General features: G+C 60.7%; 23 protein-coding genes and 2 tRNA genes. 12 read left to right on the top strand and 13 right to left on the bottom strand.

Annotation, left to right across the window (positions count from 1 at the left end; all coding sequences use genetic code 11):
* Position 1 precedes the first annotated feature (1 nt).
* The 8 genes from G5195_RS04900 to pncC form a co-directional block, all read right to left on the bottom strand.
* A tRNA-Arg gene (locus G5195_RS04900) sits at positions 2 to 78 on the bottom strand.
* A 3-nt stretch (positions 79 to 81) separates the two neighbouring features.
* Positions 82 to 174, bottom strand: a tRNA-Ser gene (locus G5195_RS04905).
* A gap of 213 nt (positions 175 to 387) precedes the next feature.
* Complete coding sequence (gene csrA, locus G5195_RS04910; protein ID WP_005336053.1) at positions 388 to 576, bottom strand: carbon storage regulator CsrA; 189 nt, start codon at positions 574 to 576, stop codon at positions 388 to 390.
* Positions 577 to 679: 103 nt separating this feature from the next.
* Complete coding sequence (locus G5195_RS04915) at positions 680 to 1,918, bottom strand: aspartate kinase (RefSeq protein WP_421222713.1); 1,239 nt, start codon at positions 1,916 to 1,918, stop codon at positions 680 to 682.
* A gap of 16 nt (positions 1,919 to 1,934) precedes the next feature.
* Positions 1,935 to 4,559, bottom strand: a complete 2,625-nt coding sequence (alaS, locus tag G5195_RS04920) for an alanine--tRNA ligase (protein ID WP_421222715.1) — start codon at positions 4,557 to 4,559, stop codon at positions 1,935 to 1,937.
* Between the two features lie 295 nt (positions 4,560 to 4,854).
* Positions 4,855 to 5,364, bottom strand: coding sequence for a regulatory protein RecX (locus G5195_RS04925; RefSeq protein ID WP_120416317.1), 510 nt, complete (start codon positions 5,362 to 5,364; stop codon positions 4,855 to 4,857).
* A gap of 44 nt (positions 5,365 to 5,408) precedes the next feature.
* Complete coding sequence (gene recA, locus G5195_RS04930; protein WP_005348744.1) at positions 5,409 to 6,473, bottom strand: recombinase RecA; 1,065 nt, start codon at positions 6,471 to 6,473, stop codon at positions 5,409 to 5,411.
* 80 nt (positions 6,474 to 6,553) lie between these two features.
* Positions 6,554 to 7,045: a nicotinamide-nucleotide amidase gene (gene pncC / locus G5195_RS04935; RefSeq protein ID WP_005357800.1), complete on the bottom strand. Its 492-nt coding sequence runs from the start codon at positions 7,043 to 7,045 to the stop codon at positions 6,554 to 6,556.
* Positions 7,046 to 7,295: 250 nt separating this feature from the next.
* Here pncC and mutS point away from each other — a divergent pair, with 250 nt between their 5' ends.
* Positions 7,296 to 9,887, top strand: coding sequence for a DNA mismatch repair protein MutS (gene mutS / locus G5195_RS04940; protein WP_421235903.1), 2,592 nt, complete (start codon positions 7,296 to 7,298; stop codon positions 9,885 to 9,887).
* A 104-nt stretch (positions 9,888 to 9,991) separates the two neighbouring features.
* Here the strand turns inward: mutS and ydiK are convergent, their stop codons facing one another.
* Complete coding sequence (ydiK, locus tag G5195_RS04945; protein WP_216952793.1) at positions 9,992 to 11,083, bottom strand: AI-2E family transporter YdiK; 1,092 nt, start codon at positions 11,081 to 11,083, stop codon at positions 9,992 to 9,994.
* The gene (locus tag G5195_RS04950) at positions 11,080 to 12,468 is read right to left on the bottom strand and encodes a bifunctional NUDIX hydrolase/phosphatase PAP2 family protein (protein WP_421222719.1); all 1,389 of its coding nucleotides are present in this window, start codon (positions 12,466 to 12,468) and stop codon (positions 11,080 to 11,082) included. Before G5195_RS04950 ends, ydiK begins: the two co-directional genes overlap by 4 nt.
* A gap of 185 nt (positions 12,469 to 12,653) precedes the next feature.
* On the opposite strand from G5195_RS04950, the gene G5195_RS04955 reads away from it, so the two are divergent.
* From G5195_RS04955 to G5195_RS04995, 9 genes are all read left to right on the top strand, one after another.
* A complete protein-coding gene (locus tag G5195_RS04955) occupies positions 12,654 to 13,034 on the top strand; it encodes a hypothetical protein (protein WP_005340143.1) in 381 nt (126 codons plus the stop codon).
* A 256-nt stretch (positions 13,035 to 13,290) separates the two neighbouring features.
* The gene (gene hslR, locus G5195_RS04960; protein WP_005340141.1) at positions 13,291 to 13,689 is read left to right on the top strand and encodes a ribosome-associated heat shock protein Hsp15; all 399 of its coding nucleotides are present in this window, start codon (positions 13,291 to 13,293) and stop codon (positions 13,687 to 13,689) included.
* Positions 13,690 to 13,766: 77 nt separating this feature from the next.
* Positions 13,767 to 14,651, top strand: a complete 885-nt coding sequence (gene hslO / locus G5195_RS04965; RefSeq protein ID WP_042052605.1) for an Hsp33 family molecular chaperone HslO — start codon at positions 13,767 to 13,769, stop codon at positions 14,649 to 14,651.
* A 149-nt stretch (positions 14,652 to 14,800) separates the two neighbouring features.
* The gene (gene pckA, locus G5195_RS04970) at positions 14,801 to 16,426 is read left to right on the top strand and encodes a phosphoenolpyruvate carboxykinase (ATP) (RefSeq protein WP_005340139.1); all 1,626 of its coding nucleotides are present in this window, start codon (positions 14,801 to 14,803) and stop codon (positions 16,424 to 16,426) included.
* Between the two features lie 193 nt (positions 16,427 to 16,619).
* Positions 16,620 to 17,285: a GntR family transcriptional regulator gene (locus tag G5195_RS04975; RefSeq protein ID WP_005340138.1), complete on the top strand. Its 666-nt coding sequence runs from the start codon at positions 16,620 to 16,622 to the stop codon at positions 17,283 to 17,285.
* A 33-nt stretch (positions 17,286 to 17,318) separates the two neighbouring features.
* Positions 17,319 to 19,121 carry an aminopeptidase P family protein gene (locus G5195_RS04980; protein ID WP_421222722.1) on the top strand — a complete coding sequence of 601 codons (1,803 nt, stop codon included), beginning with the start codon at positions 17,319 to 17,321 and terminating at the stop codon, positions 19,119 to 19,121.
* Positions 19,122 to 19,209: 88 nt separating this feature from the next.
* Positions 19,210 to 19,620, top strand: coding sequence for a nitrous oxide-stimulated promoter family protein (locus G5195_RS04985; RefSeq protein ID WP_421222724.1), 411 nt, complete (start codon positions 19,210 to 19,212; stop codon positions 19,618 to 19,620).
* Between the two features lie 112 nt (positions 19,621 to 19,732).
* Positions 19,733 to 20,209, top strand: a complete 477-nt coding sequence (locus tag G5195_RS04990) for a GNAT family N-acetyltransferase (protein WP_266134593.1) — start codon at positions 19,733 to 19,735, stop codon at positions 20,207 to 20,209.
* Positions 20,210 to 20,328: 119 nt separating this feature from the next.
* On the top strand, positions 20,329 to 20,796 hold the full coding sequence (locus G5195_RS04995; protein WP_266134592.1) for a glycine zipper 2TM domain-containing protein: 468 nt from the start codon (positions 20,329 to 20,331) through the stop codon (positions 20,794 to 20,796).
* 82 nt (positions 20,797 to 20,878) lie between these two features.
* Here G5195_RS04995 and amt read toward each other — a convergent pair whose 3' ends face one another.
* Positions 20,879 to 22,306: an ammonium transporter gene (amt, locus tag G5195_RS05000; RefSeq protein ID WP_266134591.1), complete on the bottom strand. Its 1,428-nt coding sequence runs from the start codon at positions 22,304 to 22,306 to the stop codon at positions 20,879 to 20,881.
* Positions 22,307 to 22,811: 505 nt separating this feature from the next.
* Here amt and G5195_RS05005 point away from each other — a divergent pair.
* Positions 22,812 to 23,735, top strand: coding sequence for a GGDEF domain-containing protein (locus G5195_RS05005; protein ID WP_216979592.1), 924 nt, complete (start codon positions 22,812 to 22,814; stop codon positions 23,733 to 23,735).
* Positions 23,736 to 23,826: 91 nt separating this feature from the next.
* Here the strand turns inward: G5195_RS05005 and G5195_RS05010 are convergent, their stop codons facing one another.
* Positions 23,827 to 24,450 (bottom strand): outer membrane beta-barrel protein, encoded by a 624-nt coding sequence (locus G5195_RS05010; RefSeq protein WP_216954511.1) that lies wholly within the window; start codon positions 24,448 to 24,450, stop codon positions 23,827 to 23,829.
* A 251-nt stretch (positions 24,451 to 24,701) separates the two neighbouring features.
* On the opposite strand from G5195_RS05010, the gene G5195_RS05015 reads away from it, so the two are divergent.
* A complete protein-coding gene (locus tag G5195_RS05015; protein ID WP_257725762.1) occupies positions 24,702 to 25,340 on the top strand; it encodes an exopolysaccharide biosynthesis protein in 639 nt (212 codons plus the stop codon).
* Between the two features lie 66 nt (positions 25,341 to 25,406).
* Here G5195_RS05015 and G5195_RS05020 read toward each other — a convergent pair whose 3' ends face one another.
* On the bottom strand, positions 25,407 to 26,528 hold the full coding sequence (locus tag G5195_RS05020; protein ID WP_421222727.1) for an amino acid permease: 1,122 nt from the start codon (positions 26,526 to 26,528) through the stop codon (positions 25,407 to 25,409).
* Between the last annotated feature and the right edge of the window lie 87 nt (positions 26,529 to 26,615).

Consider the following 26,615-nt stretch of genomic DNA (forward strand, 5'->3'; position numbering starts at 1 on the left):
ATGGTGCGCCCGAGAGGATTCGAACCTCTGACCACCTGGTTCGTAGCCAGGTACTCTATCCAGCTGAGCTACGGGCGCAAATGGCGGAGAAGGGGGGATTCGAACCCCCGATGCGGGTATAAGCCGCATACTCCCTTAGCAGGGGAGCGCCTTCAGCCTCTCGGCCACCTCTCCGTTTGCGGGGCTGATAATACTTCACAAGGATTTTTAGTCAAACACTTTTTTGGAGAAAAAAGTGCGTTCGCTCAGCATTTGGCCAAAGCGTGGAATATTCAAACAATATTGGCACTTATCCCGCAGTTTCGCGCCCTGCAGGGCGATTTCAGGGGGCCGGAAAAACAAAAGGCGACACATGAGGTGTCGCCTTGTCACAGCCATGAAAGTGGCTTAGAAGCCCGGTTGGCCCGGAACTTTCTCGGCCTGGATGCGCTGGTAGATCTCTTCGCGGTGTACGGAGACCTCTTTCGGCGCGTTAACACCGATACGGACCTGGTTGCCTTTAACGCCCAGTACGGTGACAGTTACTTCATCACCAATCATCAGGGTTTCCCCAACACGACGAGTCAAAATAAGCATTCGCTTGCTCCTGTATCCTGTTTTGTTTTTATATCGATATGCGACATTATCTAACAAAGATACCGATATGGTAAATGGTTGAAACTAAATCAATCAGAGATTGTTAGCCCAAGGGCTGCTCTTGCGGTGCCTGATCCAACCCGAAAGCCGCGTGCAGGGCTCGCACCGCCAGCTCCAGATACTTCTCGTCAATCACCACAGAGATTTTGATTTCAGAGGTCGAGATCAACTGCATGTTGATCCCCTCCTCGCCCAATACCTTGAACATGGTGCGCGCAACACCGGGATGGTTCCACATGCCGACACCGACAATGGAAACCTTGGCAATTTCGCCATTTCCCTGCACGCAGGAGGCGCCAAGTTCGGTGGCGGTCTCCTCCAGCAGTGCCCGGGCACGGCGATAGTCGTCACGATTCACCGTGAAGGTGAAATCAGCGGTGCCATCGCCCAGCGTGTTCTGCACTATCATGTCGACATCAATGTTGGCGTCGCTGATCGGATTCAGGATCTGCGCTGCCACGGTGGGCCGGTCCGGCACACCCAGAATGGTCAGGCTGGCTTCGTTGCGATTGAACGCTATCCCGGATACCAGGGGAGCTTCCATCCTCTCACCTCCATATGTGATTAACGTTCCCTCTCCCTCGACAAAGCTCGACAGCACCCGCAGCGGCACGCGGTACTTGCCCGCGAACTCCACCGAACGGATCTGCAGCACCTTGGCGCCCAGGCTGGCCATCTCCAGCATCTCCTCGAAGGTGATGGTGTCGAGACGACGCGCCTTGGGCTCGATGCGCGGATCCGTGGTATAGACCCCGTCCACGTCGGTAAAGATCTGGCACTCATCGGCCTTGATGGCCGCCGCCACGGCGACCGCCGTGGTGTCGGAGCCACCGCGCCCCAGGGTGGTGATGGCATTGTGCTCGTCACGACCCTGGAAGCCCGCGATCACCACCACCTTGCCCGCGCCCAGTTCAGCCTGAACCCGGTCGGTGTCGATGTGGGTGATGCGCGCCTTGCCATAGGCGGAATCGGTGTGAATGCGAACCTGATCACCGGTCATCGAGACCGCGGGGCAACCGCGTTTGTTCAACGCGATGGCCAGCAGCGCTATGGTGACCTGTTCACCGGTGGAGACCAGTACATCCATCTCGCGCCGGTTGGCATCAGGATCCAGCTGCTGGGCCATGCCCAGCAACCGGTTGGTTTCGCCCGACATGGCGGAAACAACCACCACCACGTCATGTCCCTGGGCGCGGGTCTGTTCGACCCGCTCAGCTACCGCCTCGATCCGCTCCAGCGTGCCGACCGAGGTGCCGCCGTACTTCTGTACATAGAGTGCCACAGATCACCTCGCCCGATTACAGGCGCTCTTCCAGCCAGGAGTGTACGGATTGCAGGGCCGCTGGCACTGCCTCAGGCTGGGTACCACCCGCCTGGGCCATGTCGGGACGACCACCGCCCTTGCCACCCACCTGCTGGGCCACCAGATTGACCAGCTCACCGGCCTTCACCTTGCCGGTCAGGTCGTTGGTGACACCCGCGATGAGGTTGACCTTGCCCTCGCCGGTGGTGGCCAGCAGCACCACGCCAGACTTCATCTGGTTCTTCAGTTCGTCCAGCATGCCGCGCAGGGATTTCGGATCGGCCCCTTCCAGCGCTGCAACCAGCACCTTCTGGCCCTTGATCTCGATGACCTGACCCAGCAGGTCGTTACCGGCCTGGGCGGCCAGCTTGGCCTTGAGCTGCTCCAGCTCGCGTTCCATCATCTTGGCCTTGTCCAGCACCTGGCGAACCTTGTCAGCGATGCTGAACTGATCGCCCTTCACCAGCGCGGCAGCCTCTTCGATCTGCTCACCGACCTGATGCATGAAGTCGATGGCGGCCTTGCCGGTCACCGCTTCGATGCGGCGCACGCCGGCGGCGATGCCGCTCTCGGCGATGATCTTGAAGAAGCCGATGTCACCGGTGCGCTTGGCGTGGGTACCGCCGCACAGCTCGGTGGAGTAATCGCCCATGCGCACCACGCGCACGTCGTCTTCATATTTCTCACCAAACAGCGCCATGGCACCGGCGGACTTGGCCGCTTCCAGATCCATCAGCTGGGTGGTGATTTCGTGGTTGGCGCGGATCTGGTTGTTGACCAGCTCCTCGACCCGGCGAATGGTCGCCATGGTCAGCCCCTCGAAGTGGGAGAAGTCGAAACGCATGCGCTCGGCCCCAACCAGAGAACCTTTCTGGGTGACATGCTCGCCCAGAGCCTGACGCAGGGCAGCGTGCAGCAGGTGAGTCACTGAGTGGTTCAGGGCGATGGCCTGACGACGATCGCCATCAACCACGGCTTCCACTTCGGCGCCCTTCTCCAGAGTGCCCAGCTCCATGTAGCCCTTGTGGATGATCGCCTTGCCTGCTTTCAGGGTGTCGGTCACGGCAAAGATACCGTCGTCCACTTTCAGGGTACCGCTGTCGCCAATCTGGCCGCCGGACTCGGCGTAGAAGGGGGTCTCTTCCAGCACGATGACCGCTTCGTCACCGGCGATAAGACCGCTTACCTCTTCCACACCCTTGTAGATACCGACCACGCGGGTGCGCTCGGTCAGGGTCTTGTAACCGGTGAAGGGGGTCTCGAAGTCGAGCTTGAGCATCTCGTTGTAGTTCACGCCGAAGCTGGAGGCCTCTTTGGCACGAGCACGCTGCTTCTCCATCTCGGCCTTGAAGCCCTCTTCGTCGATGCCGATCTCGCGCTCGCGCACCACGTCGGCAGTCAGGTCGGCCGGGAAGCCGTAAGTGTCATAGAGCTTGAATACCACTTCGCCCGGAATAACCTTGGCATCGCCCAGGTTGGCCAGAGCCTCTTCCAGCAGCAGCAGACCGCGATCCAGAGTGCGGACGAACTGCTCCTCTTCGATACGCAGCACGCGCTCGACCAGCGGCAGCTGGGCGATCAGCTCGGCAGCAACATCCTTCATCTGCACGGCCAGCTCGGCAGCCAGTTTGTAGAAGAAGACATCGGTAGCGCCCAGCTTGCGACCGTGACGCACGGCGCGGCGGATGATGCGACGCAACACATAGCCACGGCCTTCGTTGGACGGCATCACGCCATCTGCCACCAGGAAGGCGCAGGAGCGGATGTGGTCAGCGATGACGCGCAGGGACTGGTTGCTCAGATCGGTGGTACCGACAATCTCGGCCGCTTTCTTGATCAGCGCCTGGAAGATGTCGATTTCGTAGTTGGAGTGGACACCCTGCATGATGGCGGAGATACGCTCCAGACCCATGCCGGTATCCACGGACGGACGGGGCAGCGGCTCCATGGTGCCGTCAGCCTGACGGTTGAACTGCATGAAGACCACGTTCCAGATCTCGATGAAACGGTCGCCATCCTCTTCCGGTGAGCCGGGACGGCCACCCCAGATGTGATCGCCGTGGTCATAGAAGATCTCGGTGCAGGGACCGCACGGGCCGGTATCACCCATCGCCCAGAAGTTGTCGGAAGCGTAAGGGGCACCCTTGTTGTCACCGATACGCACGATGCGATCGGCCGGGACACCGACCTCTTTTTCCCAGATATCGAAAGCTTCATCGTCAGTCGCGTAGACGGTCACCAGCAGGCGATCTTTCGGCAGCTGCAGCACCTCGGTCAGGAAGCCCCATGCAAACTTGATGGCATCCTGTTTGAAGTAGTCACCGAAGCTGAAGTTGCCCAGCATTTCGAAGAAGGTGTGGTGACGAGCGGTATATCCGACGTTTTCCAGATCGTTGTGCTTACCACCGGCACGCACGCAACGCTGGGAAGTCGTCGCGCGATTGTAGGCACGCTTGTCTGCGCCAAGGAACACGTCCTTGAACTGGTTCATACCCGCGTTGGTAAACAACAGGGTCGGGTCGTTATGCGGTACCAGCGAGCTGGAGGAGACAACCTGGTGCCCCTGGGAACGGAAATACTCGAGAAACGCAGCGCGAATCTCTGACGTGGACATATACATGGAAAATCCTGCTTGATTCGAATACGGACTTTTAACCGCATTAATGTAAGTTTTCTGCGGGGTAAAGTAAAACAGACAGGGCCGCCACGGGCGAAAAAGCGCACATAAACGGGCCAGATAAGAGCGCCGCTGCCCACAGTGGCTTTTTTCACTGTCGAGAGGCAAAAAAGCAGCGCAGAAAGAGGGATGAGATAAACAAAAGGTGGCTTTTTCGGAATTGCGCTCGCAACCTACTGAGCCGGCAGGAAAAACCTGCCACCAGGAGAGGTGAAACGACGTTTGCCACGCAGTGGCGTTACTCTTCCTGCTCCTGCAGGGCAGAGATGGCGTAACGTGCCTGATCCTGGGTAAAGCCGCGCCCCAGCAGATATTTGAGCCACTTCATCCTCAGCTTGAAATCGGCCAGATCGGCCACCCGGGCGCGCCGTTCGAGCAGGGCAAACGCCAGTTCGAACCAGTCCAACTCCGGCTGATCGAATGCGGCATCAATCTGCATATCGTCGAGCCCCTTGCGGCGCAGATCGAAACGGATCTTGATGGGGCCATGGCCCTTGGCGGCACCGGCCCGTACAGCCATACCGCCGTAACGTTCGTCATTGACCCAGTTGTAACCGCGGCAGTAGTCGACCACCGCCTCGATCACCTCTTCATTGAAGCCCTGCTGGCGCAGCCGGTTGGCCAGCTCTGACTCGGCACTCTCGCGGCGGGCCAAACTGCGCATGGCAAAGGCGCGGGCGGCGGCAAGCTGCTCGGCAAAGGTCGGTTCGGCAGGCTCGACCGGTTCGGTAACGGATTCATCAACCATCATAAATAACAAGGCCGGGTATCTACCCGGCCTTCCTTTGTTCCTTATTCGAACTCTTGTTCGCTTTCGGCATCGAACTCGTCTGCCTCAACCGGTGCAGCCTTGTCATCGACTGGCACGGCACCGGAGAGCAGCAGCTCGCGCAGGCGGGCTTCCACTTCGCCAGCCATCACTTTGTTCTCGGCGAACAGCTTCATCACGTTGGCCTTGCCCTGACCGATCTTCTCGCCGTTGTAGCTGTACCAGGCGCCGGCCTTGTCGATCAGCTTGTGCTTGACACCGAGATCCACCAGCTCGCCCTCTTTGGAGATACCGGCGCCGTAGAAGATCTGGAATTCAGCCTGCTTGAAGGGCGGGGCCACCTTGTTCTTGACCACTTTGACGCGGGTCTCGTTACCGACCACTTCGTCGCCTTCCTTGATGGCGCCGATACGACGGATATCCAGACGCACGGAGGCGTAGAACTTGAGCGCGTTACCACCGGTAGTGGTCTCCGGGCTACCGAACATGACGCCGATCTTCATCCGGATCTGGTTGATGAAGATGCACAGGCAGTTGGCGTTCTTGATGTTGGCAGTCAGCTTGCGCAGCGCCTGGGACATCAGACGAGCCTGCAGGCCAACGTGGGAGTCACCCATCTCCCCTTCGATTTCCGCTTTCGGCGTCAGGGCAGCCACGGAGTCGACGATGATGACGTCAACGGCGTTGGAGCGAACCAGCATGTCGCAGATCTCCAGCGCCTGTTCGCCGGTATCCGGCTGGGAGATGAGCAGGTCGTCGACGTTGACGCCCAGCTTGGCAGCGTAGATAGGGTCGAGGGCGTGTTCCGCATCAACGAAGGCACAGGTTTTGCCTTTCTTCTGGGCTTCGGCGATCACCTGCAGGGTGAGGGTAGTTTTACCGGAAGATTCCGGGCCGTAGATCTCGACGATACGGCCACACGGCAGACCGCCAATGCCAAGCGCCACGTCCAGCGAGAGGGAACCGGTAGAGATGGCTTCGATATCCATGGTCTTGCTGTCGCCCAGACGCATGATGGAACCTTTACCGAACTGCTTTTCAATCTGACCCAGCGCAGCCGCCAGTGCCTTCTGTTTGTTCTGATCCATGCCAATCTCCGCTGGAAATCGTGAGTAAGAAGTGAAGTTGGGCTAAGTATACTGTCTATTCATACAGTATCAAGCCCAATTTATCTGAGCAGGGCCAACAGACCCGACAAGGCCTGTCTCACCGCCTGCTGGCGCACCTGTCGGCGATCCCCGTCGAAGCGGGCGAGCAGGGAGTGGTGACGGCCGTTGCGGTCGGCCCAGGCGAACCAGACGGTGCCAACCGGCTTGCCCTCGGTGGCGCCGCCGGGGCCGGCGATGCCACTGATAGCAACGCTGATGGAGGCAGACGAGTGCGCCAGCGCGCCGCGGGCCATCTCCAGCACCACGGCTTCGCTCACGGCACCGTGCTGTTCAAGGCTATCGCTGCTCACCCCCAACATCTGCTGCTTGGCCTCGTTGGTGTAGGTGACAAATCCGCGATCGAACCAGCCGGAGCTGCCCGCGATGTCGGTGATGGCGCTGGCCACCCCGCCGCCGGTACAGGATTCGGCGGTCGCAGCCAGCCAGCCCCGCTGGCCAAGGGCCCGTCCCAGCTCGATGGCAAGGTGCTCTATCTCTGCATCCAGTTTCATCACGACTCCTTCTGATCCGCTCAAGAGGCACATTATGCGATCCCGCTAGCGCCGCCCGCAACCACGGCAGACCGCCCTTGCCTGCCGCAATGTGAGGTGCCGCACCTGTGCCATGCCTTCAATAGTGCAGAACAACCGCGCCCGGAACACCCGCTCCCCCGGCGCGGCGCTTATGTGTAGAATGGCGCCATCAAGCTCAAGGCTCATCACCGCAGACACTGGCCCGCAGAGGCCCCTTCTGGAACAGAACATGACCGCACAACACCAAGCCAGCGGCGCCACAGGCTCCGCTCCCGGCGCCAATCTGAGCGCCCACACGCCTATGATGCAGCAGTACCTTGGCCTCAAGGCCGAGAACCCGGAGATCCTGCTGTTCTACCGGATGGGCGACTTCTACGAGCTGTTCTATGACGATGCCCGCAAGGCCTCCCAACTGCTCGACATCTCCCTCACCAAACGCGGCCAGTCGGCGGGCAGCCCCATCCCGATGGCGGGGGTGCCCTATCACGCCATCGAGGGCTATCTGGCCAAGCTGGTGCAGCTCGGCGAATCCGCCGCCATCTGCGAACAGGTGGGGGATCCCGCCACCAGCAAGGGGCCGGTGGAGCGCAAGGTCATTCGCATCATCACCCCGGGCACCGTCTCCGACGAGGCTTTGCTCAGCGAGCGGCAGGACAACCTGATCGCCGCCGTCTACCACGATGGCCGCCGCTTCGGCTACGGCACCATGGACATCGGCTCCGGCCGCTTCTTCATCAACCAGTTCGAGAAAGAAGAGACCCTGCTGGCAGAGCTGCAGCGCACCAATCCGGCCGAACTGCTCTATCCCGAATCGTTCGAGTTCCTGCACCATATCGAGGGGCGCCGCGGCCTGCGCCGCCGTCCGGAGTGGGAGTTTGAGCTGGGCACCGCCCGCAAGCTGCTCTGCCAACAATTCGGCACCCAGGATCTGGTGGGCTTTGGCGTCGACAAGAGCGAGACCGCCCTGTGCGCCGCTGGTTGTCTGATGCAGTACGTCAAGGACACCCAGCGCACCGCCCTGCCCCACATCCGCAACGTGCGCCTCGAGCAGCCAGATCATGCGGTCATCATGGATGCCGCTACCCGCCGCAATCTGGAGCTGACCCAGAATCTGGCCGGTGGCTATGAAAATACCTTGGCCGAGGTGCTGGATCGCACCGCCACTCCCATGGGCAGCCGGCTGCTCAAGCGCTGGATCCACCAGCCGATCCGCGATCGGGTGATCCTGAAAGGTCGCCAGAGCACCATCCATACGCTTATCGAGCAGAACCTCTACGATGAACTGGGCAGCCTGCTGCGTCAGGTCGGGGATGTGGAGCGAGTGCTGGCCCGTCTCGCCCTGCGCTCGGCCCGTCCTCGCGACCTCACCCGCCTGCGTCAGGCCTTCGCCCAGTTGCCCGAGCTACAGCGCCTGCTGGCGGACAACGAGCACGAAGCGGTGCAACAGCTGGCCGAGCGGGCCAGCACCTTCCCCGAGCTGCTCGACCTGCTGGAGCGCGCGGTGATGGAGGTGCCGCCGGTGCTGATCCGCGATGGTGGCGTCATCCGTGACGGCTTCAATCAGGAGCTTGACGAGCTGCGGGATCTCGCCAATGGTGCCACCGCCAGCCTCGCCCGCATCGAAGAGCGGGAAAAACTGCTGACCGGCATCAACACCCTCAAGGTGGGTTACAACAAGGTGCACGGCTTCTATATCGAGGTGAGCCGGGCCAACAGCCATCTGGTGCCGGCCCACTACATCCGCCGCCAGACCCTCAAGAACAACGAACGCTACATCATCGACGAGCTGAAGAAGTACGAGGACAAGGTACTCACCGCCCAGTCCCAGGCGCTGGCGCTGGAGAAACGGCTCTACGAAGAGCTGCTCGACGCCCTGCTGCCCCACCTCGGCGATCTGCAGGATTCCGCCGCCGCACTGGCGGAGCTGGACGTGCTGGCCAACCTGGCCGAGCGGGCCGAGACCCTCGACTATCGCTGCCCCACCCTCATCGACGAAGATCAGATCATCATCGAGGCGGGCCGCCATCCGGTGGTGGAGCAGGTGATGACCGACCCCTTCATCGCCAACCCCATCCGGCTGGAGCGGGAGCGGCGGATGCTGATCATCACCGGCCCCAACATGGGCGGTAAATCGACCTACATGCGCCAGACAGCGCTGATCGTGCTGCTGGCCCATATCGGTGCCTTCGTGCCTGCGGACAGCGCCCGCATCGGCCCCATCGACCGCATCTTCACCCGCATCGGAGCATCGGATGATCTGGCCTCAGGAAGATCCACCTTTATGGTGGAGATGACCGAGACCGCCAATATCCTCAACAACGCCACCGCCCGCAGCCTGGTGCTGATGGACGAGATCGGCCGCGGCACCAGCACCTACGACGGCCTCTCGCTGGCGTGGGCCTGCGCCGAACAGCTGGCGAGCAAGATTGGCGCCTACACCCTGTTTGCCACCCACTACTTCGAGCTAACCCGCTTGCCCGAGCTGATGAGCGGGCTGGCCAACGTCCATCTGGATGCGGTGGAGCACGGCGACACCATCGCCTTTATGCACGCGGTGCAGGAAGGCGCGGCCAGCCGCTCCTACGGTCTGCAAGTGGCAGCGTTGGCCGGGGTGCCGAAATCGGTGATCCAGCAGGCCCGCCACAAACTGCATGAGCTGGAGAGTGCCACTCCGGTCGCCGCTGGTGAAAACCGCCCGGCTCCGGTGACTCTCGCCCCGCAGTCTCATCCGGTGGTGGAAGAGCTGGAAGCGGTGCGCCCGGACGAGCTCACCCCGCGCCAGGCACTGGACCTGCTCTATCGCCTCAAGCAGATGCTGTGAACAACCGCTGCGGCTCAGGTATGAAACAACTGGCCTGACGCTGTCATCATCAACAAAAGAGCCGCCCATCGGGCGGCTCTTTGCATCGTCTTTTTATAGAACCGTCAATCTATACTGGGCGCTGCCGCGATATGGGTCGCCTCTGACTGGTGGTCACCCTCCTTGATCCAGGCATCCAGCAAGGTATAAGCCACAGCCAGCACCACGGGGCCGATAAACAGACCGATGATCCCCATCGCCAGCAGGCCGCCGATAACCCCCACCAGAATGAGAATGAGGGGCAGATTGGCACCGCGCTTGATGAGGAAAGGGCGCAGGAAGTTGTCCATTGTGCCGGCGATCAGCGACCAGACCAGCAGGAAGGTGCCCCAGGTAGTATCACCGCTCCAGTAGAGATAACCGACACAGGAGATCAGCACCGGAAAGGGACCTATCTGGGCGACGATGAGCAGGAACATTACCACCACCAGAACCATGGTGTAGGGGATGCCAGCGATCCACAGCCCCACCCCGGCCACCGAGGATTGCACCAGCGCAGTAACCACCACCCCCATGGCCACGGCGCGGATCGCCTGGGAAGCCAGCACGGTCGCATTGTCACCGCGATCCCCGGCCAGCCGGTGGGCAAAGCGGCGAATGCCGGTCGCCACCACTTCACCGGAGTGATAGAGCAGACCACAGATACCGACCGTCAGCAGGAAGTGGACCAGCAGCATGCCCAGATTACCGGCCTGAGCAGCCAGCCAGCGCGCCGTCTGGCCGAAGTAGGGCGCCAGTTTGGCAAACAGCACCTGACCACCGCTCGCCAGAATTTGCTGCCAGAAGTCATAGAGCTTGCCGCCCACCAGCGGGATCTGCTGCAACCAGAGCAGCTCGGGCGGAGGCGACTGGCTGATATTGGTCCCCAGTTCGATCAGCATGGGGGCTTTCTCCGCCACATTGGCCAGTGTCATAAAGAGCGGAATGACAAACATCAGCAATAGCACCAGGCTCATAAAGAGAGCGGCCAGCGCACGCTTGCCCCACAGCAACCGCTGCACCATCAACATCAGTGGCCAGGTAGCGATGGTGATCATGGTGGCCCACACCAGTGCGGGCAGGAAGGGGCGCAGCACCATAAAGCAGGAGATGATCAGGAGGCTGAGAAACAGCACCCCCAAGGTTATCTTGGCCAAATCCACTTTTTTCATATTCATAGAGTTCCCCTTGCAGGGCGTCCGCCCCTGGGTCGTGAGTCTTGTTTCAAGAGAGAGAGTATCCACCAGAGGCCGACGCTCAACCAGAGCCCCAACCCGAAAAAGAGCACAAACTGTCCGAGCAGTATGATCAACGAGCTACTGGTTAGCAGCGGCAACAGCCACAGGCCGGCACCGATCAGCAAGCCGCCCGCCAGCACAACGCCCCCTGTAAGCAGCGGGGGATAACCAGCACGAACGAGGGCAGCCTTTCCCCCGAGCCAGAGGCCCAGCGCTACCAGCCCGATACCGGTCAGATGGGCCGATTGGGTCATTCCCCCGAGCGCCAGCGCCGCGGCAATCAGCAGCAACCAGCCTGCCCCACCCCCATCGGTACGCCAGCAGGGACAAGCAGCCAGCAGTATGGCGCCCATCAGCAGGCCAACCGCCACATCGGAGATAAAGTGCACCCCGAGCCAAACCCGCGCAAGACCTGTAGTCAGTGCCAGTAGCAGGGCCAGCGAGAGCACCCGCCAACGGTGCGTCGGCCACAGCCAGCCAAGCAGCGCCCCCCAGAACAGCAGGGCCGACGCGGTGTGACCGCTCGGCATGCCAAAGCCCTGGGCACTGTGAGTCGCCAGTTCAGGTTGCAGATGGAAGGGGCGCGGCCAGCCGATCCCCTCCTTGCTCGCCTGCACCAGCAGACCGAGCCAGAGCATGGCAAAGAGCAGCTGGCGCAGTCGCGGCCACCCCAGCAGCGGGAGCAGCAAAGGTATCAGGGCAAGCTGAAAGCCGCCTGAACCAAACAGATTGCTGACCGACAGCCACCAGACATCTGGCCCCAGCCACTGTTGCATGTGCAGCATCAGCGGGATCTCGACCTGATGCAGCGCATTGCCCTGCGCCACAAAATCGGCCTGCCAGTGCACCTCGCTCTCGGGCACCTTATCCAGTCGGGATTGCAGCCAGTCGAGCTGATCCGGGAAACGGCGCTGCTCGCGGGGGAGCTGGTCGATGGCGATCAGCCGGGCGTTAAGGATCTCTCCCCCCAGATTGGGAGCTTTCAGCAGAGAGACAAAATCGGAATCTTGCTGGGCGACGATAGGCTCCAGAGTGCGACAAGCGAAGATAAGCGCCCGCTGCCAGCGGCCCAACTCCTGCACCACCTCCCCCCGCAAGCCGGTCTCTTCATAGAGTTCGCGCAGTGCCGCCTGCTGCGCGCTCTCGCCGCCATCTATATAGCCACCGCTCAGGCTGTAGCGGGAGGAGATGCGATCCTGCACCAGCAGCAGTTGATCCTGATGGCGGATGGCGCAGGCCGCTGCCGTGGGGGCTGCCGGTTCGGCGCTCAGGGCTGGCAGAGCGGCAAACAGCGCCAGCAAGAGTAAAAAGAGGGTTCTCGACATCAATTTGCTTTCCCTATGCACAATGGCGACAAGCCTCCCAGAAATCAGATAGTTGGGCAACGGTAGCGGCCGGATCGCCGCCGTTCCCGCCGCGCTGGCGGTGCACGGAAGATTGCGATGAAGCAGGGCACTCCCTACTATTGGCGGCTATCTTCAATTTCATGCAGCAAACGCTGGAGCCCTCCATGAGACAGTTCGGCTTTTTCCTCGGCATCGCCATCGGTGTCATTTTGATCCTGTTCGGCAGCATCGTCATCTTCCAGGCGCTTCCTGCCGCACTGGATGTACTGGAGATGCCAAGCCGCATCCCGTTCGTGCGCGAGGTCTACACCTGGCTGATGACCAGCGCCAACGGCCTGACCGCCCAGCTGGAGCAGAACTTCCTGGAAGCGTTCCAGACCGTGCTCAAGCTGATCCTGCTCATCACCTTCATGTGGGTCTGCGTCAAGCTGGTCAACATGGGGGTACTGATTATCCGTGCCGGGGTTGACCTCATCCGTACCGCCATCGCCCACAGCGAAGGGCCGCACGACCAGAAGAAGCCGGATCAGCACGATCACTTCTGACTCTGACATGGTCAACGGATTTGAACGCTGCCGCCCCCAACCGGGGCGGCAGCTTTATATGCGCGGTATGAAGGCCCTTCCCAGCCCCCATGGATACCCGATAAAGCAGCGGCTTTCCCTTGTGAATCAGCAAACTGCCCATATGTTGCATCACCTTGACATGGTTTGCGCCCCGCGCGGCGGCGGCCCGGTTTCTATCCCGACCCCGTGCTCTGGTATAATCGACCACCTCTTTTCCCCGTTATGGAGCCTGTTCATGCCCAATCATGCAGAAAGTGCCCTCGAGGTTCGTCTCGACAAGTGGTTGTGGGCGGCCCGTTTCTACAAGACCCGCTCCATTGCGCGGGATCAGATAGACGGGGGCAAGGTGCACTACAATGGTCAGCGCAGCAAACCGGGCAAACAGGTGGAAGTGGGGGCACTGATCCGCTTCTGGCAGGGGCAGGACGAACGCGAAGTGCGGGTGCTGGCCTTGAGCGAGCAGCGCAAATCGGCCCCGCTGGCCCAGCAGCTCTATGAAGAGACCGCCGAGAGCCTGAAAAAACGGGCCGAGAACAGCGAGGCGCGCCGCTTCAATAGCCAGTTTGCCCCCAGCCCCGAGCGCCGCCCCGACAAGCAGGAGCGACGCCAGTTGCTCAAGGTCAAACAGTACTGACCGACCCCGATTTGATACCGGGCTGGCATCAACCCCAGCCCGCCCGATTTACCTCACCGAAAAGCCAGGAATACATGATGAGCAACCAAGATCTGCTGTATCGCTATCTGTTTGAAGAGTACGAAGTGCGTGGCGAGCTGGTCCAGCTGGATCACACCTACCGCCATGTGGTGGAAGCCCAGAACTACCCGGTGCAGGTGCAAAAACTGCTGGGCGAGCTGCTGGTCGCCACCAGCCTGCTGACCGCCACCCTCAAGTTTGAAGGCTCCATCACGGTTCAACTGCAGGGCGATGGCCCGGTGCGTCTGGCCGTGATCAATGGTGACAACAACCAGCAGCTGCGCGGCGTGGCCCGCTATGAAGGCGAGCTGCCGAGCGATGGCAAGCTGCAGAGCCTGATCGGTAATGGCCAGCTGATCATCACCATCACCCCAGAGCAGGGCGAGCGCTATCAGGGCATCATCGCGCTGGACGCCGATACCCTGGCGGGCTGTCTGGAGCACTACTTTGCCCAGTCCGAGCAGCTGGCCACCAAGCTGTGGATCCGCACCGGTTACCACGAGGGCGAACCGCGCGCTGCCGGCATCATGCTGCAGGAGCTGCCCGCCCAGAGCGAAGATCACAGCAACGACTTCGAGCACCTGACCCAGCTCACCAGCACCATCAAGGATGAAGAGCTGTTCGGTCTGGAAGCCGAGGAGATCCTCTACCGTCTCTACCATCAGGACAAGGTGCGGGTGTTCGATCCGCAGGCGGTCGAGTTCCGCTGCACCTGCTCCCGCGAGCGCTGCGAAGGAGCCCTGTTGCAGATAGAAAAGGAAGAGGTCATGGAGATGGTGCAGGAGCTCGGCAAGATCGACATGCACTGTGATTATTGCGGCGCCCAGTACCAATTTAATGGGATCGATGTCGAAACCCTGTTCAGCAGGGCTCCCGGCAATGATGCAAACCAGTTACACTAATTAAAGGCGGGCAAAACCCGCCTTTAACTTTAATAACAAAAAAATACCCTATTTTATAAAGTTTGATGGCGATCGCTAAACTCTACCACCTAAGTGATAGGATGACCGTCAGATAGAACCCTACCAACCTCTGAACCCAGGAGAATACAATGACAATCGTGGCAGAACCCACCCTGGCCCAACAATTAGGACTGGACCAGTACGGCATCAAAAACAGCCAAGAAATCGTTCGCAACCCCTCTTACGAGCAGCTTTTCGCGGAAGAGACACGCCCTGACCTGGAAGGGTTCGAGCGCGGTGTGGTGACCGAGCTGGGCGCCGTCAACGTAAACACCGGTATCTTCACCGGTCGCTCCCCGAAAGATAAATATATCGTCAAAGATGCCACTACCCAGGATACTGTGTGGTGGTCTGACCAGGGTAAAAACGATAACAAAGCCATTACCCCGGAAGTGTGGTCACATCTGAAAGGGCTGGTCACCAAACAGCTCTCCGGCAAGCGCCTGTTTGTGGTCGACGGTTTCTGCGGTGCCAACCCGGATACCCGCCTGGCCGTGCGCATCATCACCGAGGTGGCCTGGCAGGCACACTTCGTGAAAAACATGTTCATCCGTCCGAGCGATGAAGAGCTGAAAACCTTCAAGCCTGACTTCGTGGTGATGAACGGTGCCAAGTGCACCAACCCGAACTGGAAGGAGCAGGGTCTCAACTCCGAGAACTTTGTTGCCTTCAACATGACCGAGAAGATGCAGCTCATCGGTGGCACCTGGTACGGTGGCGAGATGAAGAAGGGCATGTTCTCCATGATGAACTACTTCCTGCCCCTGCGCGGCATTGCCTCCATGCACTGCTCCGCCAACGTGGGTCAGGACGGCGACGTCGCCATCTTCTTCGGCCTCTCCGGCACCGGCAAGACCACCCTCTCCACCGATCCCAAGCGTCAGCTGATCGGCGATGACGAGCACGGCTGGGATGACCACGGCGTGTTCAACTTCGAAGGGGGCTGCTACGCCAAGACCATCAAGCTCTCCGAAGAGGCTGAGCCGGACATCTACCACGCCATCCGTCGCGATGCGCTGCTGGAGAACGTGACCGTTGCTGCCGATGGCACCATCGACTTCGATGATGGATCCAAGACCGAGAACACCCGCGTCTCCTACCCCATCTATCACATCGACAACATCGTCAAGCCGGTCTCCAAGGCAGGTCACGCCACCAAGGTGATCTTCCTGACTGCCGACGCCTTCGGCGTGCTGCCTCCGGTCTCCAAACTGACCAAGGAGCAGACCAAGTACCACTTCCTGTCTGGCTTCACCGCCAAACTGGCCGGTACCGAGCGCGGCATCACAGAGCCGACTCCGACCTTCTCCTCCTGCTTCGGCGCAGCCTTCCTCTCCCTGCACCCGACCAAGTACGGTCAGGAGCTGGTAAAACGGATGGAAGCGGCAGGTGCAGAGGCCTATCTGGTCAACACCGGCTGGAACGGCACCGGCAAGCGCATCTCCATCAAGGATACCCGCGCCATCATCGATGCCATCCTGGATGGCTCCATCGAGAAGGCCGAGACCAAGGTGCTGCCGATCTTCAATCTGGAGATCCCGACCGCGCTGCACGATGTGAACCCGGCGATCCTCGACCCGCGCGACACTTACGCTGACAAGGCCGAGTGGGATGCCAAGGCCGTCGATCTGGCAGGGCGCTTCATCAAGAACTTCGAGCGCTTCACCGATAACGACGAAGGCAAACGTCTGGTTGCGGCAGGCCCGCAGCTGTAACAGGCTCGCTTCGTATCAGTGACATCATGCCGGTCAGCCACGCTGACCGGCATTTTTGTTTTTGTGGAGCCCCGAACGCTGCCATCGGCCCCATTCAAGGGGCCAAAACCTTGCCTTTGCCCATTGTGACAGGTTAGATTCAGCCAAACTTTATACAATATACAATTCTGTAACGCCCAATCGTGACCCGACCATGACCCCACCCTACAAGACCCGAACCCAGATGGTGATGGAAAACCTCCGTGGCCGGATCCTCCGTGGGGAGTTCCCCGCTGGCGCCCCCTTGCGTCAGGATGCCATTGCCAAAGAGCTGGCCGTGAGCCGCATTCCGGTGCGCGAAGCCCTGATGCAACTGGAAGCGCAGGGGCTGGTGAAGTTCGAAGCCCATCGCGGCGCCGTGGTCACCATGCTGGACGCCTCGGCCATCGAAGAGCTCTTTTATTTGCGAGCGCTGCTGGAAGCCGATACCCTGTTTCACGCCGTCGACAAGATGACGGAAGCCACCTTCGCGCAAGCGGAGGCGATCCTCGCCCAGTTTGATCACGCCCTGGAGTCAGGCACCCAGATCGAACATTGGGCCGAGTTGAACCACAGCTTTCACGCCACCCTCTATCAGGCAGCCGGTCGCCCCCAGGCACTTGAACTGATCGCCCAGATCAATCTGAGCTGTGACCGCTATGTCCGCTTCGAGCTGCTCTTTGCCAGCGACGGAGTAGACAAGGCGGAACGTGAACACGCCCAATTGCTGGAACTGTGCCGCGCCCGGCGCAAGCACGAGGCGGTGGTGCTGCTCAGGCAGCATATCGAAGCGGCAGGTCAGTCGATCAAGCGGATCCTGGCCAGCGGCCATAAAAACTGAACACTCATATAGCAACCATCTGGCACTAACGACATGAATAATTTCGAGATAATTGAAACCCGCGTCGCCCAAGTCAGGGCCGAGCTGGCCATGCAGGAGTTGGACGCCTTTATCATCCCCCACGATGATGAGCACCTCGGCGAGTACATCCCCGCCTATGCCGAGCGGCTTGACTGGATCACCGGTTTCAACGGCTCTGCCGGGGTCGCCATCATCATGGCCCAGCAGGCAGCCCTCTTTGTCGATGGTCGCTATACGGTGCAGGCGCGGATGCAAACTCCCGCCGAACTGTTCGAATTGCTCCACCTCATTGAAAATCCTCATGTGCAGTGGCTGGCCGAACAGCTGCCGTCAGGCTCCCGGGTTGGCTTCGATGCCCGCCTGCACAGCCTGACCTGGTACAAGAATGCCAAGGCCGTGCTGGCCGACCGCGGTATCGAGCTGATCCGCGTCGAGCAGAACCCCATCGACCTGAACTGGAGCGATCGCCCGGAGCCGACCAAGAGCCCGGTCATCCTCTACAGCGAGGAGTTGGCGGGCCAGTCCAGCCAGTCCAAACGTGAACAGCTGGCGGCCGACCTGCGCAAGCGCGGGCTGGATGCCGTGCTGCTGACCCAGGCCGAGCCCATCAACTGGCTGCTCAACCTGCGTGGCCGCGATATCGACCGGCTGCCGGTGGTGCTGGGCTTTGCGGTGCTCTACGCCAACACCACCATGGATTTCTTCGTCGATACCGACAAGATCGACTGCTTCGCCTTCAGCCAGCACGTGGGGCAGGATGTCTCCGTCTACCCCATCGACAAGCTGGAAGATGTGCTGCAGCGCATCGGTGAAGATCAACAGAAGGTGCTGGCCGATCCGGACAGCGCCAACGCCTGGACCCAGCTCATCATGGAAGAGGCGGGCGCCATTCTGGTGGCTGGGCAAGACCCCACCATGCTGCCGAAGGCATGCAAGAACGAGATCGAGCTGACCGGCATGCGCGCCGCTCATCTGCGCGATGGCGTGGCCATGACCCGCTTCCTCGCCTGGCTGGATCGGCTGATCGCCTCCGGCGAGTTTGAAGGGGTGGATGAAGGCACCTTGGCCGATCAGGTGGAAGCGTTCCGCCGCGAGCAGGAGCACTACGTCGAGCCGAGCTTCGATACTATTTCTGCGCTTGGCCCCAATGCCGCCATGTGTCACTACCACCACACCAACGGCGCCCCCCGTTCGTTTGGTCAGGACAGCCTCTATCTGCTGGACTCCGGCGCCCAGTATATGGATGGCACCACCGACATCACCCGCACCATCAAGGTGGGTGAGGTGACCGACGAGCAGAAAGCGATGTTTACCCGCGTATTGCAGGGCCATATCGCGCTGGATCAGGCCCGCTTCCCGCGCGGCACCGCCGGTATCCAGCTCGACGTGCTGGCCCGTATGCCGCTGTGGCAAGCCGGTTACAACTACGATCACGGCACCGGTCACGGCGTCGGCCACTTCCTGAGCGTCCACGAAGGGCCCCAGCGCATCGCCCCGAAAGGGAACATGGTGGCACTGCAACCGGGCATGGTGCTCTCCAACGAGCCGGGCTACTACCGCGAAGATGGTTTTGGCATCCGCTGCGAAAACCTGGTGGTGGTGAGCGAGCTGGAGCAGATCGGCGAGTTGCCGATGCTGGGCTTCGAGCGTCTGACCTATGTACCGTTCGATACCCGCCTGATCGACCGCAGCCTGCTGAGCCCGGCCGAATTCCGCTGGATCAACGAATACCACGCCGAAGTGTTCCGCCGCCTGAGCCCGCTGCTCGAGGGTGAGGATCTCGCCTGGCTGGAGCAGGCAACCAGCCTCATCTGATGACACAGGGCCTGCGGGCCCTGTTTTTTTGTCCCCCCTTTTGACCTGTATCAACACCCTGCCCGGGCTGGTCAGGAAAATGGCGACCATGAAAATTCATCAAGCCAACCCAGCAAGGGGCGCGCACGCCAGCACCGGCAAAGCGGCAAGCGTTCACCCCAGACTGGTGCGCGAGCAGCGGACGGTCAGCGCCATGATCCGCCTCTACTGCCAGCACCACCATCAGGATCCCCACTGCCGTCACTGTCGCAAGCTGCGAGATTTCGCCCACCAGCGGCTCGCCCGCTGCCGTTACGGCCACGGCCACGGCCACAAGCCCACCTGCGCCAACTGCAACATCCACTGCTACGCGCCAGCGATGCGCAAACAGATCCAGCAGGTGATGCGCTGGAGTGGCCCCCGCATGCTGCTGCGCCACCCCTGGCTCACCCTTCGCCACCTGCTCGACGGCTTTCGCAAGGCTCCCAAACTGCCCCACAGCAGACCGCTGCCGCCATAACCGCCAATCCCTTGCATCCGGCAGGGGATGACCACTACCCTATGACTCCTTTTCTGCCGTTGGCCCCAAGGTCAGCGGCGTTGCCGATCCGTTTGCTGCCGATGGAGTCCTGATGCACCACAACCCGCCCCTGCTACGCACCGCCACCCACAATGACATGCACGCCATCTGGCAGATCGATGCCAAAGTCTTTGGTGAAGATGTCTATCCCGCCTTCTTCTTCCGTCAGGCGATGGATTTATGGCCCGAGTTGTTGCTGGTGGCCGAATACGAGGGGCAACTGGTGGGTTATGTGCTGGGTGGCTTTGGTCAGGAGCGGTCGCAAGGCTGGGTGCTCTCGCTGGCGGTGCTGCCCGAGGCGCGCGGTTTCGGCCTCGCGGAGCGGATGATGCGCCAGATGGAGGCCAACCAGCAGGCGCTGCAGATAAGCGAACTGCGGCTCACGGTCGATCCGGCCAATCCGGCCCAGCGCCTCTACTACCGTCTTGGCTATCAACTGGTTGAAGAGGTCGCCGACTACTTCGGCCCCGGCGAGGATCGGCTTGTGCTGGTTAAAACCCTCTCAAGTACAGCTGCGATTCAAGGATAAAACCGGTTACAGAACGCATAATTGGTTACATTTTGCCGATTTCATGTCCCGCTTGCTTGGAGTAAAGTTCAATTCATCAAACTGATTGTTTGAATTCTATTCAGCCTTGGAGGCCCATCATGTTGAAACGTATGACCCTTATTGCCCTGCTGGCCGCCACTACCGTCACCGGTTGCGCCAACAGCGATGTCTACTCTGGCGATGTCTACACCAAAGACCGTGCCAAGCAGGTACAAACCGTCAGCTATGGCACCATCATCTCCACCCGCCCGGTGAAGATCCAGGCCGATGAGAACTCCCTGATTGGCACCATTGGCGGCGCCGTAGTCGGCGGCCTGCTGGGCAGCACCATAGGCGGCGGCACCGGCCGTGATATCGCCACAGCAGGTGGTGCCATTGCCGGCGCGGCAGCCGGCAAGGCCGCTGGCGACAAACTCAACCAGGTCGACGGCGTCGAGCTGGAGATCAAGAAAGAGAACGGCGAAGCCATCGTGGTCGTGCAGAAAGCCAGCCCCACCTTCACCCCGGGTGCTCGCGTGCGCATGACCCAGGGCAATGGCAGCATCAACGTGGCCGTCGTGAACTAAGCGTGTGAACTCAGGCTTTGCAGCTTTAGAGTCATAAAAAAACCGCCGGTTCCGGCGGTTTTTTGTTGTCTGGCATTCGGGATTACATGCTGTAAGCCTTCTCGCCGTGGGAGGTGACATCCAGCCCTTCCCGCTCGGCATCGCCGTTCACCCGCAGACCCACCAGCATGTCGACCGCCTTGAAGGCAATCGCCGCCACGGCACCGGACCAGAACAGGGTGACACCGACCCCGATGGCCTGGATCTTCACCTGAGTCAGAATGGAGTAGCCATCGGCAACCTGATTGGTGACATAGTCCCACACCCCGGTGCCGCCCAGATCCGGGCTGGCAAAGACGCCGGTCAGCAGGGCGCCGAGAATGCCGCACACCCCGTGCAGACCGAAGACATCCAGGCTGTCATCGGCCCCCAGCAGACGCTTGAGACCGTGGACGCCCCACAGACCGGCCACACCACTGACAAGACCCATCACCAGCGCGCCACCGACACCGACAAACCCGGCCGCCGGGGTGATCATCACCAGACCGGACACCGCTCCGGACGCCGCACCCAGCAGGGAGGGACGCCCCTTCATCACCCACTCGGCCAACGTCCATGACAGAGCTGCCGCAGCCGGTGCCACCCAGGTGTTGATAAAGGCGAGCGCAGCCACCCCGTTGGCTTCCAGCGCGGAGCCCGCGTTGAAACCGAACCAGCCGAACCAGAGCAGGGAGGCGCCGATCATGGTCATGGTCAGGCTGTGGGGGGTCATGGGATCACGACCGTAGCCCAGACGCTTGCCCACCAGATAGGCCCCCACCAGACCCGCCACGGCGGCGTTGATGTGCACCACGGTGCCGCCAGCAAAGTCCAGCGCACCATGCTGGAACAGATACCCGGCAGTTGCGGTCGCGGTTGCTGCGGCTTCGGCGCTGGTATAGGCATCCGGACCCGCCCAATACCACACCATATGAGCCAGCGGGATATAGGCGAAGGTGAACCAGATCACCGAGAAGAGCAGCACGGCGGCAAACTTGATGCGCTCGGCAAACGCCCCCACGATAAGGCCGCAGGTGATGGCGGCAAAGGCCCCCTGGAACACCACATAGATCAGCTCGCTGATCCCGACACCCTTGCTGAAGGTGGCGGCGATGGAGTCAGGGGTCACCCCCTTGAGCAGCACCTTGCTGAAGGAGCCGTAGAAATTGCCCCCCTCGGTAAAGGCCAGTGAATAACCGTAAATTACCCAGAGCACGCAGATAAGGCAGAACAGGGTAAAGACCTGCATCAGCACGCTCAGCATATTCTTGGCCCGCACCAGACCACCGTAGAAGAGGGCCAGACCGGGGATCGACATCAGGATCACCAGGGCCGCCGAGAGCAGCATCCAGGTGTTGTCACCCTTGTTGATTGTCATGGCGGCAACCGGTGCCACCGCCGCCTGTACCTGAGCGACCTCTTCGGCCCAACTTGGGGTAACCAGCAAGGCAGGCAACATCGTCAGACCCGCCATCATCCATTTTTTGACCATAGAGCACTCTCCTTCCCTGTCGTACCGGTACAAGACCGGCTCCGTTTCCCTGATTGAATCTGTGGCGAACCGCAAGGTGTTGCTGCAACCCGCCAGAATCACACCCGCGCCCGGCACGGGGATGCCTCTTGCCACTTCCTCATCACTGCGTCTGCCGCCGATGAGCGCAAGAGACCGTCTGACATGTAAAAAGCATAAAGTGGGCCATAATTTTAAATCCTTAAAAATCATTAAATTAACTATCTCAGCCATCGTTAACGCACCAAAATGGCGCACGCTCTGCGCTAACCGGTACTGAACCGCCCTGTCACAGGGCAGGCGATACGTCGCGCACCAGAAGTGCGCAAACCCTGAGCCAGCCCACAAGCTGACGTCATCGATATCGCGCGCTGCGGGCCCGCTCGTTTACACTGACAGACCAGCCGTTTCCTGTTATCCGACCACGGCATGCCATTACACAGCCCCTTGTTTGCAAGCTGATGGCGGGCCCAATCCGAGGAACACCATGCAGTTTGATCGTCTCGATATCAGCCTCTCCCACTACCATCAGCTCGATCGGGAGCATCGTTCCCACATCTTGTTGCTGGGGGGATTGATGCTGGCCATCATGACCCTTCATCTGTTGCTGCTGCCCCACTTCCCCTACGAGCGCTTTTACGCCGTCAGCTTTGGCTTCGAGGTGATCAACTGGCTCACCATGCTGTTCCTGTTCTGGGTGGTGCAGTGCGCCCACCTGCCCACCCACACCTACCGCATGCTCTCCTGCGGTCTGATGCTGTGGATCATGGGGGCCACCGCCGACATCATGGATGAGCTGGTGGCGCAGCCGCTCTGGCTCGCCATCTATGCCGAGGATCTGCTGCGCTCCAGCGGCATCCTGCTCAGCAGCATCGGCATCCTGAGCACCATGCACCACCTCTTTCATATCAATACCCGGCTCAGAGAGCAGGCGCTGTTTGACGATCTGACCAAGCTGCCAAACCGGCGCTACTTTCATCAGCAGCTGTTTCTGGAGCAAGGGGTTTGCCATGCCCTCATCCTGCTGGACCTGGATCACTTCAAGCGGATCAATGACAACTACGGCCACGATATCGGGGATCGGGTGCTGCAGCAGTTTGGCGAGCTGTTGCAACAGCACTGCCCACCGGGTGCGCTGGCGGCCCGTGTCGGTGGTGAAGAGTTTGCCCTGCTGCTGCCCGTCGCTCACGAAGCCGATTTGCAGCAACTGACCAACACCCTGCTCACTGCGACCCGCACCATAGCCCCCGACCCGACCCATACCATGACGGTCAGTCTGGGGATGGGGATCCGCGAGCCCGGGGAGCCGGCCGTCTCGCTGTTCAAACGGGTGGATCAGGCGCTTTATGGCGCCAAGGAGGCGGGTAGAAACTGCGCGGTATGGGCGACGCCGACTAATAAAGAGGCGTGAAGAGCTGCCGGTTGATTGCCGGTCACTGCGGAACATTGCTGCTGAAACAGGGGCCCAGGGGCCCCTGTTTTATGGGGGGAAATCCCCCCACCTAAAAGCGGAAGGTAAGACCGATATTGGCCTGCCACTGGGTCACCAGCTCCCCGCGCACCTTGAACACGCACTGCTCCGGGTTGCAGAGAAACTGGTTGTTGTCGTTGACCAGCGAGCCATAACCGCGCACCTCGGCCCGCAGGGCCAGATGCTCGGCGAGGCGCGGTTGCACCCCGAGCGCCAGCGACATGGAAGGGGTCACCTCGCTGTCGTAAGCGGCAAAGCGGGTCACCCCGATCCCGGCGCCGATATAGGGCGCCATCAGGTTGTCAGAGAGGGTCAAAGCACCGGCAAAGTGCAGGATGTCCACCGTCAGGCGATCCGGCTGGTCGGGAGAGAGGGTGGTGGACTGATGGCTGTAGAGCAGCTCGATCATGCCCGGATCATCCACCTCCTTGCTGATAAAGAGACCCCAGCTGCCGGAACTCTGCCCCTGCAGTGAATCAAGCGATGCAGAAAGCGGCACCGGCTGCACCACCTCGTCACCCTTCTCGAAGTCGATGGCTGAGCTGTAGCCGAAAAACGGCGTCACCTGCCAACCAGATGTGGTCGCAGCCTCGCTACTCCAGGCCTGCCCCAGTGGCAGCAACAGCCCCATCATCGCTATCCCGGCTCTCTTCATCATCGTCCCCTGCTCCCTGTGTGATTGTGCAGAAAGCATACCAGAGGCATCCTGCGCCCATCCTAAATGGCGGCTGTACCGGATCACTTTCATCGCGGGATTTCCCTCTCGCCGGAACCTCTGCCGAGCCGCCCCACTGGCGCCGCTATGCGCCCCTGCCACCATTCATCGACGGTTAACCTCTGCCACGTATGCTGGCGCCAAATCGGGTCATCGGGGCCCGTTATCACTACTCAAAAGGACATCAGGGAATGGTTGCCGCGCAACTTCACGACCCCCAAACCACCCTCGCGGATACCCTGCGGGCCACCGCGCATGCCATCGACGAGAGCCACATCAGCCTGCGCCAGATGCTGGAGCTGGTGGGCGAACAGGGCATGCTGCTGTTTTGCGTGCTGCTCACCGTCCCCTTTCTGCTGCCGGTCTCCATTCCCGGGGTAAGCACCCCGTTTGGCCTGTTGATCCTCTTTATCGGGATCGGCATCACCCTCAATCGGGTGCCCTGGCTGCCTGCCATGCTGATGGAGCGCCGCTTCGCCGCCGACCAGCTCAAGCCGACCCTGCACAAAGGGGCGGATCTGCTGGCCCGGGTCGATCGCGTTATCCGCCCGCGCCTGCTGGTGCTGACCGGCAGCAGCACGGTCAACCGCTGCAACGGTCTGCTGATCATGCTGGCCGCCCTGCTGCTGATGCTACCCCTGGGCGCCATCCCCTTCACCAATGCCATGCCCGCCTGGGCCATCCTGCTGCTCTGCACCGGCATGTTGCAGCGGGACGGTCTGTTCGTTGCCAGCGGCTATCTGCTGGTAAGTGCGACCCTGGTCTGGTTCAGCGTGCTGGCCATCGGCTTGCTGATGGCGGGCCAGAGTGCCACCGGCCTGCTCGGCTAACCCCGATGCACAGAAAAAGGGCGACCAGATGGTCGCCCTTTTGGATTTGTGCGGGATACTGCCCGGTCAAAGCAGATCGTAGATAAGGGCCGAGATGGCAAGCAGCCCCATCACCAACACAAAAAGGGTACTCGGCCCGCGATAACGCTTGAGTGCGGGTAAGCGATAGATGGAGCAGGCCGGCAGCAGAAACAGGATCACCGCGATCAGCGGGCCACTGACGCGCTCGATGATGTCGAGCACATTGGGGTTCAGATAGGTGATGAGGGCGGTCACCATAAACAGGATCACCGACGACACCCGGACGATGGTCGACTCCTTGAGAGAGAGCCCCAGCCCCTGACAGGCACCGCTCACCATGCTCACCGTCCCCTCGCTAACCCCCATGGAGGTGCCGAGGAAGGATTTGGACATGGCCAGAATGGCGATAAGCGGCCCCACATAGGCGATCAGCGGATTGGAAAACTTGTTCGCCAGCGCCGACAGCACGGAGATATTGTCGGTGCGGGCCAGCGCCATCTCGGCCTGACTCAGGCTCATCACGCAGCTCACCACGAAGAAGAGCACGCTGCCGCAAATCAGCATGCTGCTGTACTTGATGATCCGCTTGGCACGCAGGTCGGCACTCTCCTGACAGCGCTTTTTCTGCGCCGCGCTGAAGGAGGAGATAATGGGCGCATGACTGAAGGAGAAGACCATCACCGGCACGATCAGCCAGAGGGATTTCCAGAACGCCGGGTCACGCCACTCCACTGCCTGACTCTCTGTGAAATAGGAGAGGCTCCACTGGGGCAGCAGATAGATCGAGAGGCCAATCAGAAAGGCGACCATGGGCAGCGCCAGCACGCTGATGGCCGACACCACGATCTGTTTGCCGGCCAGCAGCACCAGATGCAGGCCCAGCATCACCCCCAGCACCAGCAAGCCGCGGGGAAGCTCGGCATCCCCCAGCTGATGTACCACGAAGCTCTGGATCGCATTGGTGATGGAGATGCTGTAAACCAGAATGATGGGGTAGAAGGCCATCAGATAGACCAGCATCAGCAGCTTGCCCGCCCTGGCACCGAAGTGCTCCTCCACCACATGGGTGATATCCCCTTCCTTATGGGAGCTGGAGAGCACAAAGCGGCTCAATGCCCGGTGGGAATAATAAGAGAGCGGGAAAGCCAGCAATAATATAAACAGCAAAATAACCGGGGAATTACTGCCAACAGTAATAGGGAGAAATAACGTACCGGCACCAACAGCAGTGGCATATAAGCCCATGGTCCATAC

It is taken from the genome of Aeromonas sp. 601039, from assembly GCF_049174415.1.
Classification (GTDB): Bacteria; Pseudomonadota; Gammaproteobacteria; order Enterobacterales; family Aeromonadaceae; genus Aeromonas; species Aeromonas veronii_A.